At 32.0% G+C, this 11,378-nt stretch carries 9 protein-coding genes; 3 read left to right on the top strand and 6 right to left on the bottom strand.

Annotation, left to right across the window (positions count from 1 at the left end; all coding sequences use genetic code 11):
* Nucleotides 1–85: 85 nt before the first annotated feature.
* The 6 genes from WC622_RS02435 to surE all read right to left on the bottom strand — a co-directional run bounded on the left by WC622_RS02435 (nt 86) and on the right by surE (nt 6,898).
* Nucleotides 86–2,536, bottom strand: a complete 2,451-nt coding sequence (locus WC622_RS02435; RefSeq protein WP_372816929.1) for a glutaminase domain-containing protein — start codon at nt 2,534–2,536, stop codon at nt 86–88.
* A 269-nt stretch (nt 2,537–2,805) separates the two neighbouring features.
* Nucleotides 2,806–3,810: a LacI family DNA-binding transcriptional regulator gene (locus tag WC622_RS02430; RefSeq protein WP_372816927.1), complete on the bottom strand. Its 1,005-nt coding sequence runs from the start codon at nt 3,808–3,810 to the stop codon at nt 2,806–2,808.
* A 95-nt stretch (nt 3,811–3,905) separates the two neighbouring features.
* Complete coding sequence (locus WC622_RS02425) at nt 3,906–4,550, bottom strand: hypothetical protein (protein WP_372816925.1); 645 nt, start codon at nt 4,548–4,550, stop codon at nt 3,906–3,908.
* A 115-nt stretch (nt 4,551–4,665) separates the two neighbouring features.
* On the bottom strand, nt 4,666–5,769 hold the full coding sequence (lpxB, locus tag WC622_RS02420) for a lipid-A-disaccharide synthase (RefSeq protein ID WP_372816924.1): 1,104 nt from the start codon (nt 5,767–5,769) through the stop codon (nt 4,666–4,668).
* Between the two features lie 16 nt (nt 5,770–5,785).
* Complete coding sequence (locus WC622_RS02415) at nt 5,786–6,055, bottom strand: stationary phase survival protein SurE (RefSeq protein ID WP_372816922.1); 270 nt, start codon at nt 6,053–6,055, stop codon at nt 5,786–5,788.
* Nucleotides 6,056–6,064: 9 nt separating this feature from the next.
* Nucleotides 6,065–6,898 (bottom strand): 5'/3'-nucleotidase SurE, encoded by an 834-nt coding sequence (gene surE, locus WC622_RS02410; RefSeq protein WP_372816920.1) that lies wholly within the window; start codon nt 6,896–6,898, stop codon nt 6,065–6,067.
* A gap of 120 nt (nt 6,899–7,018) precedes the next feature.
* Between surE and WC622_RS02405 the strand changes: the two genes are divergently transcribed.
* From WC622_RS02405 to WC622_RS02395, 3 genes are all read left to right on the top strand, one after another.
* Nucleotides 7,019–9,952 carry an insulinase family protein gene (locus tag WC622_RS02405; protein WP_372816918.1) on the top strand — a complete coding sequence of 978 codons (2,934 nt, stop codon included), beginning with the start codon at nt 7,019–7,021 and terminating at the stop codon, nt 9,950–9,952.
* Between the two features lie 105 nt (nt 9,953–10,057).
* Entirely contained in the window at nt 10,058–10,957 is a 900-nt protein-coding gene (locus tag WC622_RS02400) for a hypothetical protein (protein ID WP_372816917.1), read from the top strand.
* 23 nt (nt 10,958–10,980) lie between these two features.
* Nucleotides 10,981–11,378: hypothetical protein (locus WC622_RS02395; RefSeq protein ID WP_372816915.1), on the top strand; the 398-nt coding region annotated here is incomplete at its 3' end.

Here is an 11,378-nt window from a genome sequence, read left to right as displayed (position 1 = left end):
TTTGTTCATAGTTTAGAGTTTATAGTTGGTTGCTTTTTAATTAATTTTTGGGTGGTTAGTCCTTAATTTTCTGTTTTTTCATAGGCTATTTTTTTGAATTCCATTGATCTGCTAATACTTTTATAAAGTAGCCACCTACCACGCTCCTAGCTTGAAAACCAACCATTTTTCCGTTGGTCGTTTCATGCCAGTCACTTAGTGGAACTCTACTTTCAGTTTCTGTGGCAAATCGATAAATTGGATTAATGAATTTTTGAAAATCTGTTTGATTATCTGCTAATGTTGCAGTCCACATAATCCAGTCAGATTTAGTGTAGGTTTTACGACTATCTAATGGTAGACCAAATGCATTTTGCTTAGTTAAATAATAGTCGATCTCTTTTTTATAAACTTCTTTGGGAAATAAATTCAGTTTCAATAATTTATCCCAAACCAGGTTATATTTTTGGCTCCATGTGTTTTTGTCGTTAAAAGTTAATGCGTAGTGATCACCATCGTCAGCTAATTGCATCCATTTTTTTGCCATTGCTAAAGCAGCATCTTTAACTTTTTTAGCTTCTTCTTTTTTCCCAAGATCATTTGCTAATTGAGCATATGCGCCTAATGCAACAATTGCTTTAACTGATAAATTTGAATTTCTTGCTAAATGACCAGCAAAATCGTCTGTGCATAATTGGTTAGCTGGATCAAAGCCTTCTTTTAATAAATACTCACTCCAAGTCGTTAATACATCCCAATGTTTTTGAGCATAAGACGCATTACCTTCAACTTTAGCAATTGCTGCAGTTAAAATGATGACATTTCCAGCCTCTTCTACAGGCATATCCTCTCCGTAAGTTTGTCCATTTGCTAAAGGGTAAGTTCCTAAATCATGTGCTGGGAAAGGTTTTTTCCATTTTCCACTTTCCGAATAGTAAAAAATCCCATTTAGCATTCCTTTAAGTAATGTTGGATTATATAATAAATATTGTGGCGCTGATGGATAAGTGATATCAACTGTGTTTATAGAACCATTGCTGAAATTTTCTTTGGATAGAAATAAAATATCCCCATTGGGTGCATACACAATTTTATGAGCAGAAACACTTTGACGATAAGCTAATTTGCACAAATCTGCGTATGATTTTCCTCCAGCTTTCAGTGCATCGGCATATAGTTTTTTATTAAACTGATCGCATTTCAATTTTATACTAACATATTCCTGATTTGCCTTTGCAAGTTGTGATTCCAGATTTTGATTATCAGATTTTTTCCAAATTGGCAATAATTGTGTTCCGAAATACTCTACCGATTTAACATCGTCATAGCCTAATAACATGTATTTTTCGACTGAGGAAATAATATTCCCAAACGGAATTACACTTGTTAAACTAAGTTTGGATGTATTTAATCGTTCTTTGGGTTGAGGATATTTTTGACCGACAAAATCACTTAAGCTTTCATTTTGCTCAGCAATAAATTGGGTTGCTTTAAAATTTTCTGGAACAGCTACATACATATAGCCCCAATCAATTCTAACATCATCCCCACTTTTTTTAAGCATTGGTTGCTCAACAGTTCCTGCTTTTTGTATAGCAAGTCCTAAAGATTTACTTTGCCATGCAGATACAGGTTGGTTAGCTGTATTTACCGCAATATTTGTCGACGCACTAAAATATAAATCAACTTTATGTGCTTTAGCATCTTTAGATTTTACAGCATAGCTGATATAGCTAATTGGTCTTGCCGTTAAATTAATATCATTTAATAAAAGTGGAGAAGTAAAAGTTACTTCTAAATCAACTTTACCACATGTAAAATTATACTTGGTAGTAGTAGCTTCTATTTTAACATTTGTTTGAACTGCCGAAAGTATTTTCGTGCTTTCTGGAATTTCTTCTACTATACCTGCATCTAAATGTCTACCACCTGCTGTATTTTTGCAATTGATGGCTAAAATGTTTTCGCCGGACCTTAAAAGTCCATTTTCTATTGGTATATAAATGTATTCATGTACCCATGCTTGCTTTTGGTAAATCGTTTTACCATTTAGATAAACAATAACATTATCATCGTGGTTAAGCTTTAAATATTTTTTACCTGATGATAAATTTTGAACTGAGAATTTCCTTCTAAAATAAATTTCATCAGTATTCCATTTGGTTTTTGCAGTTTGATCATCACCAAACGGGGCAACGCTCTTTGACCAATTTTCATCATTGTAATTAGCGTTCATCCAGTTTTCGGTAACTGAAGGGTTAAAAGAATAGTTTACACTATAAGTCTCTTCATCCGCTGCCGCGAGAATAGTTTTGTAATTTTTAGTTTCTGCACCTAAGAATCGATAAAATTTACCATCAACTTTCAATACTCCTAATAAAGACTGCTCTTTTCCTGTCCAGTGTTTAGTTACAGATTCATTTAGTTTATTACCAAAGGACCAAATACTGAAATAAGTATCGTGATTAATAAGTGGATAAGCAGGTGCTTTATCTTGCGCTTTTAATTGTACAAGACAAATTAGGCAGTTAACTACCAATAGGGTAAATTTTTTCATACAGTTTTGGTTACTCTTAACTAAAACGTTTTACTAATGGGTTTAAAAAATAATTCCTCATCGGAATTTCTATTACTAAAACGTTTTATTAACACAATAATAAAGATTAAAAATTGTGTACGACAATTGTTAACGTAACTTTTTTGTTACTTAAACCAGTGGATTTACGCTATAAATAGCCTATTCTAAAAGGTAAAATATGAGCTTATTTATTCGCTAGAAATGTTTTTGCCACAAAATATTTAGTCAAATTTATTCGTGAAAAAGGTTTAATTTCTTAAAATTAATTTTGCAGGAATAATGATTTGTTGGTCTGGTAATTTAGTCTTAGATGAGAGTTGATTCAGAATTAACTTAATAATTGTTTCGGCAATTTCTTCCAACGGTTGTTGAATAGTAGATACACTCGGCGTGTGTAATTCGAAAGCTTCATGATCGTCATATCCAATTACTGCAAATTGATCATCAATTTTCTTATTGATTTGTTTCAGCACCTTCAATCCGCTTATCGCGAGGTAATTTGTAGCAAATAATACAGCGTCTATTTTTTTTGCTTTGAAGAGATGTTTAATCTGTTTAATAGTATCTATTTCAGGTTGATTGAAAGGAATTTTAAGTACTAATTCTTCATCAACAGGAATTGCGTAATCAATTAATGCTTTTTTATAGCCCTCATAACGTTCAATAATTTGTTGCACATCAATATCAATTGTAACGAGCGCTATATTTTTTTTCCCTTGCTTAATAAAGCTTTCTACGCCTTGGTAAGATGCTACAAAGTGATTTGCACCTACATAATTGGTATTCAATTCTGGTAAATTTCTATCAAATAAAATAACAGGCTTATGCTCATTTAACAATAGTTGAATATCTTCTTCAATACCTTTTATTGGAGAAATAATATAGGCATCTACCTTTCTAGATTTGAACAGATTGATCAACTCTTGCGCCTTTTCTACATTATTCTCTGTACTTGAATAAATAATTTTATATCCCTTTTTGTAAGCTTTATCTTCAATTAATCTAGCTATCCTAGAGAAAAAGGAATTAGAAATATCCTCAATAATTAAACCTATAATGTTAGAATTGCCCGTTCTTAAACTACGGGCAATCTGATTTGGTTTATAGCCACTATCTATAATAATTTGTTGAACTTTTTTTATAACTGCATCACTAATTGATTTCTCTTTAGCCTTGCCATTAATAATAAAAGAAACCGTTGTAATAGATACATTGGCCTTTAGTGCAATATCTTTTATAGAGAGTGCTTTCATAATTTGATTTACCTTCTTAAGTAATTAGTAAAACTACTAATTAAATATTTTCAATCTCACTATAATTCTCTGATACAATATCGTTTTAAGCTAACTTATTTTGTGTAAGGGAAATTTCTGGAAACTTTACGCATCATACGTTCTACTAAATTATCAGTCGATGTAGTGATACCATCATCCATAGTTTTAAAAAAGCGCCATAATAAATCTCCACTAACTCCATTATTTAGCGTAAGAGTTAAAGTTCCCGTTCCAGTTTTACCACCAAGACCTCCAAACAACACAGCAGATGCAATTGCTCCAGCTTCTGATTTAGTTTGCTCAGTTTCAAAACGGCCGCCTAAAATTGCATCAACTCCTAAAGCCTTTGCGATCTCATCTTTAGTAAACTCATCTAACTTATCTGTCATACCAGCTTTTTTTAACAAAATATTTGTTCTATCTACATCTTGGAATTCTACAGAATAATCTTTCCCTTTTCTTAACAGGAAGGTATACATGCTAGATTGAATAGATTTAGACATTGTTTTTTCTTGTTCTTTATTAGCTTCCGCACTAAAGTTTTTTGGTTGTTTTTTGTAAGATATTTTGGTGTCGAATGGTAAGATTGCGACTATTTTGTGTTGAGCAATTTCTGACTTTAACTTGGGGCTTTCGAAAATTTGTTTTGAACCTTCAAACTGAGCTTTCGCTGCAAAACTTAAACTAATGATTGTGAGAATTAATAAGATTTTTTTCATTTCTATGTTTTTTTGGACGCAATAATATCTATTCCAATTAAACTATACAAGTGTTTTCTTAAAAATTCCTAAAATTTTAGTTGATTGAAGAATAATTCTCTTAAAACGATAATTTTTATCGTAGAAAACCAACAATAAGTTTTGCCGTTCGTTCAGATGCACCAGCAGTTCCCATTTTTTTGGATAGTAAATCGTAATCATTTATCATTACTTCTCTTCCTCTGCCATTTAAAATTGAGCTTAGTTCTGCAGTGATTTTTTTTGTTGTACAATCTTCCTGTATGAGTTCTGTAATCACTTTTTTATCCATAATTAAATTTACCAATGAAATAAATCTAATTTTTATAACTAAGCGGGCAATACCCACAGAAATAGCGCCCCCTCTATATAATACAACTTGTGGCACTTTAAAAAGTGCAGTTTCTAAAGTAGCTGTTCCTGATGCTACCAAGGCAGCTTCTGCATAATGAAGTAAATTATAGGTTTGTGAAAATACAAGTTTTACATTTTTATCGCCTATAAATTGTTGATAATACGCTGATGTAAAAGTTGGAGCCGCAGCCACAACAAATTGGTAGTTAGGAAAATTAGCTGTTACATTTAACATATCAGGAAGCAAGCGTTCAATTTCTTGTTTTCTACTTCCTGGCAATAATGCAATAATCTTTTGATCGCTTAGCTTCTGATTTTTCCTAAAATCTAAGTCTGGCGAAAATTGGGCAATTTCATCTAATAATGGGTTACCTACATAATTAACTTCCATCCCCCATTTTCGATAAAAATCTACTTCAAATGGTAAAATACAAAATAATTGATCTACTACTTTTTTGATTTTCAATACTCGCTTTTGATTCCAAGCCCAAACTTTTGGAGAAATATAATAACAAACCTTAATGCCATGTTCTTTAGCAAATTCAGCAATTTTAAGGTTAAATCCTGGAAAATCTATCAGGATTAAGGCATCTGGTTGATAAGCCAATATATCTTCTTTACATACTTTCAGATTTCTAAAAATGGTTCTTAAATTGAGAACTACTTCCGTAAAACCCATAAATGCCATTTCAGCATAATGTTTTACTAACTCACCTCCTTCAGCTTGCATTTTATCGCCGCCAAAGAATCTAAAACTTGCATTTTGATCTTCATTTTTTAGTGCTTTCATTAAATTAGCACCATGCAAATCTCCAGATGCTTCTCCAGCTACGAGGTAATATTTCATTTTTGAATATCCAGTATTAAACTTTATAGAAAAAGAAGGCAAAAGCCCATAAAAATGTAATGCTTAAAATGCCTCTTCCAATGTTATCTTTATTCAACTTGAAAAAATAGTTCATTAAAAAAGCATTAATCGCTACGCAACCAATTAGCAATAAGTCGGCATGATGTAAAACTGTAATACGCTGCATTAAAAACCAAACTAAAACACCAGGTACTATTGGAGTAATAAATCCAATTGCAACGCCATTCCAAACTGTATTTTTTATAGCGTTAATTCTTATATTCATGATATTAACCTAAACTTTTTCCGTCTGGACCAGCAGTTTATTAACTGTAGATTTTGAGACATTAGTATCAGTAAATCCCCAACTATTTAAAATTGGAATAGCATGATGAGCGGTTAAATCAAATTGTACAGGCACAACCGACACAAAACCATGATCTAAAGCCCAAACATCGGTATCTTCGCCTTTATCGTAGTTTTCAAAAACACCAGTTAACCAATAGTAAGGACGTTTATAAGGGTCAGTTCGTTCTTCAAAATCTTCGGCCCATTTAGCATTTGCTTGTCTGCATATTTTAATTCCTTTTAAATTTGCTCCTTTCGGGAAATTTACATTAAGCAAAGTCGCTTCTGGCAATCCATTATTTAGCACTTTCAGGGCAATAGTCTTAATGAACTTTTTGCAGTGACTAAAGTCGGCTTCTTGAGCGAAATCATCCAAAGAAAATCCAATAGACGGTATTTTTTCTATAGCCCCCTCCACTGCAGCAGACATTGTTCCAGAATAAATAACGTTGATAGAATTGTTCAGTCCATGATTAATTCCCGAAACACATAAATCAGGCTTTTTACCTTTAAAGACTTTATTTACAGCGAGTTTAACACAATCTACAGGTGTACCAGAGCATTTGTACATCTCGACTCCAGGGTATAAATCTACCTTATCGAAACGTAAAGGTTTACCAATGGTGATGGCATGGCCCATTCCAGATTGAGGCCCATCAGGCGCTACAACTACCACATGCCCAATTTCTTGCATTACTTCAATTAAGCTTTTAATGCCTGGAGCAGTTATTCCATCATCGTTAACAACTAAAATAGTAGGTTTTTTGGTGTCGTTCTTCATACTGTAAAAATACGAGAAATTATTGGAAGCTTAAATCAGCTAACTGATAATATTAATTTTCGTTTATTTTTATGAAAAGTATAGGCTATCCGCTTATATTTGAATTATAACTTATTCATTATGAAAATAAAACTACTCTTACTTGTCTGTTTATTGATAACAGGTCAAAACTTAATGGCGCAATCCACTTACCAATGGAAAACAGCCGCATCTGGAGGTTACACCTACAAATATGTAACTAACGACCCATCTAAAACGCGTTTTTACACGTTAAAAAATGGGTTAACTGTAATTTTATCGCCAAACACAAAAGAGCCGAACATTCAGTTTAGAATGAGTGTGAGAGCGGGTAGCAATACCGATCCTAAAAATGCAACAGGTTTAGCGCATTATTTAGAGCACCTTTTATTTAAAGGAACTGATAAATTCGGAACTGCAAATTGGGCAAAAGAAAAACCTTATTTGGATAAAATTGATGCGTTGTATGAAAAATACAACAAGACAACTGATCCAGCTCAACGTAAAGAAATATACAAGGAAATAGATAAAACTTCAGGCGAAGCCTCTAATTTTTCTATTGCTAATGAGTATGATAAAATGATTGCTGGTATTGGTGGTAGTTCTTCAAATGCACATACTTGGTACGAAGAAACTGTTTACAATGAAGATTTCCCTTCTAATTCTGTTGATAAATTTTTGGCTTTACAAGGTGAACGTTTCCGTAAACCTATTTTCCGTATTTTCCATACAGAATTAGAAGCTGTTTATGAAGAGAAAAACCGTGGTTTAGATAACGATGGTAATAAATTAGATGAGGCAATGATGGAATTGGTATTCCCAACTCACAACTATGGTCAACAAACTACCATTGGTACAATAGAACATCTAAAAAATCCATCATTAATAGAAATAAGAAATTACTACAATAAATATTACGTGCCTAACAACATGGCAGCCATTTTTACAGGAGATTTTAATCCTGATGAAATGATTAAAAAGATTGATAAGACTTTTAGTTATATGGTTGCCAAACCAATTACACTATACAATCCTGCTCCAGAAAAGCCATTAACAAAAATACAACAGGTAGATGTTTATGGTCCTAGTGCAGAAGCTGTAGAAATTTATTACCGTGGTTTCCCTGAAAATTCTCAATCGAGCTTACTTTTAAATTTGGCCAAAAGTGTTTTATTTAATGGTAAAGCTGGTTTAATTGACATTAACTTAAACAAGCAACAAAAAACGTTGAGATCTAGCGCAAGCTATCAACAAATGAAAGATTATGGCGTGTTCAATTTATCAGCAACACCAAGACAAGGACAAACTTTAGAACAGGCCTCTAAATTATTATTAGAGCAAGTTGAACTTTTAAAACAAGGTAAATTTGATGATGAATTATTAAAATCTATCGTAGCAAATCAAAAATTAGGTTTCCTACAAGCTTTTGATAGCAACAACAATAGAGCAGAAAATTTATCGAACGAATTTATTTTAAACAGAGGCACTGAATGGAATAAAAGCCTTGGTGAGATAGAAGCGACTGCTAAAATTACTAAAGCACAATTAGTTGCCTTTGCTAATACTTTCTTTAAAGACAATTACGTAATTGGATTTAAACACAAAGGAGAAGATAAAAATGTAATTAAAGTAGAAAAACCAGCAATTACCCCTATTAATGCTAATGCAAATTTAACATCGCCATTTGTAAAAAGTATTTTAGATGCACCTGTAAAACCAATTGCACCTAAATTTTTAGATTACAAAAAGGATATCGTTTTTGGTAAAGTTGGCTTAGCAGAAGTTTTAACGACAAAAAACAATGATAATGCTATTTTTAGAATGAGTTATAGAATTAATATTGGCGCTAATAATTATAAATTGTTGCCGTATGCTTCTACTTATTTAACTTTTTTAGGCACTGATAAATATACATCTGAAGAATTGAGTAAAGCATTTTATAACATTGCTTGTACTTATAATGTAAGTGTTGGGACAGAAGTTACAACAATAAACATTAGTGGTTTGCAAGAAAATTTTGATAAAGCAGTAAGTTTGGTTGAGCACATTTTAGCAAATGTAAAAGCTGATGAAAAAGCATTATCAAATCTTAAAAGTACCATCTTAAAAAGTCGCGAAAACAATAAGTTGAACAAAGGCCAAATTATGAATGCATTGACTTCATATGCACAATATGGCAGTTTAAATCCATTTAATAATGTACTAACTAATGCCGAGGTTAATGATATTAAAGCTGAGGATTTGATTTCTCTTATTCATAACTTAACTAATTACGAACATGTAATTACCTATTATGGGCCTAAAGATTTAACTGCTTTCACAGCTGATATTAAAAAGGTTCATTTAATGCCTAAAGAGTTCACTCCTGCAGCACCAGCTAAAGTTTATACCTATGCTACTCAAAATGCAAATCAAGTATACTTTGCAAATTATGACATGGTGCAATCGGAAATTCGTTGGTTAAGAAATACTGGATTGTATAATAAGACTGATGCTGCAAACATCGAAGTATTTAATAGTTATTTTGGTGGAGGAATGGGTTCAATCGTTTTCCAAACTATCAGAGAATCTAAAGCTTTAGCCTATTCAACTTTTGCTCAATATGTTTCGCCAGATAAAGCAGATAAACAATATAGCATGATTGCTTATGTTGGTAGTCAAGCAGACAAAATGACTGATGCAGTTAACGGAATGAATGAGTTATTAAATATTTTACCACAAAGTGATAAATCATTTGATGGAGCAAAAGCGAATGTATTAAATGGATTAGAAACTGCTCGCATTACCAAAGACGGTATTTTCTATTCTTATTTTGCAGATAAAAAATTAGGTTACGATTATGATTCAAGAATGGACTTATATAAAGAATTGAAACCTATCAATTTTGCAAGTATTAAAGATTTTCATACTCAGAAAGTAGCTAACAAGCCATATACTTACTTAATTGTTGCTTCAGACAAAAAAGTGAAAATGGAAGATATGCAGAAATTTGGAGCTGTAACTACGTTGACTTTAGAACAATTGTTCGGATACTAGTAGCGTTATAATTCATTGAAAATCGGTTTTCGGAAACGAAACCGATTTTTTTATGCGCCAATTTTTACTTTTGAAAATTTAAATGTTAGAAGTTAACTTTAGCAAATGCGCTTCCATATTCTGGTCTTTCTTTTTTGCTTTGGTTTGCAAACTACATTTGCGCAAAATTCATTAGAACAAAAAATGTCATGGTATGCTTTAGCAAATCCAACTAGTAATCTTTTTGTGCACTTTGATAAAAATGTATACTCAAATAATGAGACCTCTTACTTCACTGCTTATTTAATCAAAGAAGCAAAAACAGCAGCAATTAAACATAAAATGTTATCTGTTGCTTTAATTAGAGATGCAGATAGTGCAATAGTACTTGAAGATAAATTTTTGATTGATAACGGATTATCATTTGGAAGTTTAACATTACCCGATACTATCCCAACAGGTAATTATCGATTTTTAGCATACACAGATAAATTAATAAATGGATTACCAGAGGCAATATTCTTTCAAAACATTACAATTAAATCTAGCATTGATCCTGCTTTTAAAGCCAATATTAAACTTGCAGAAGCAGTTAATTCTGAAAGTAAATCGTATAAAGTTTTAATTGCAGCCACCACAAAAGACGATCGCTTTTTACCTAAACCACTTCAGGTAAGTTATAAATATGGCAATGTTCTGAAGAATACGCTTACAGATGCATCTGGACAATCTTTAATTACCTTAACACCACAAGCTAATTTAGCAGATCCGAATATTTATGTGAAGTTAAAATCCGAAAAAGATAGCAGCTTTATTAATTTAGCTTTGCCTCAAATTAAAAACAAAGCAATTGTTAAATTTTACCCAGAAGGCGGAAATTTGGTTGCTGGTTTAACATCTAGTATCGGTTGGGAAGTTAAAGATCAACAGCAAATGCCATTAGCATTGAAAGCACTTCTATATAAAAATCAAAAAATAATTGATACCATTGAAACCAGTAGTATGGCATTGGAAAATTTACCTTAACACCAGAAAAAGGTGATAATTACATGGTTAAACTAGTGCATTCAGGTCTTATTGACACAGTATACCATTTGCCTAGTTCTATTGAGCAGGGTTTAACATTAACAATCAAGGATGCTATTGTTAAAGATACGTTAAGAATAAATCTAAAAAGTAATGGATTTAAAAAATTTACTATTCTGATTCACAATTTCAGAACCAGTTTCTTAAACACTCCATTTAATATGGTTTCTAACAATATGATTGCTAAAATCCCACTAGATGATATTCCTAAAGGCTTAGCAACAATTACACTTATAGATAGTTTAAATAGGCCCTTAGCAGAACGAATATTCTTTGCACATTATGATGATTCAGAAAAAATATCCATCAGCACAGATCAAAAAACATATAAACAACGTGAAAAAGTAAATTTAACACTCAA

This window comes from Pedobacter sp. (assembly GCF_041662865.1).
GTDB lineage: Bacteria > Bacteroidota > Bacteroidia > Sphingobacteriales > Sphingobacteriaceae > Pedobacter.
Note: the sequence above shows the minus strand (reverse complement) of the source record. Positions and strands in the feature narration are given on the sequence as shown.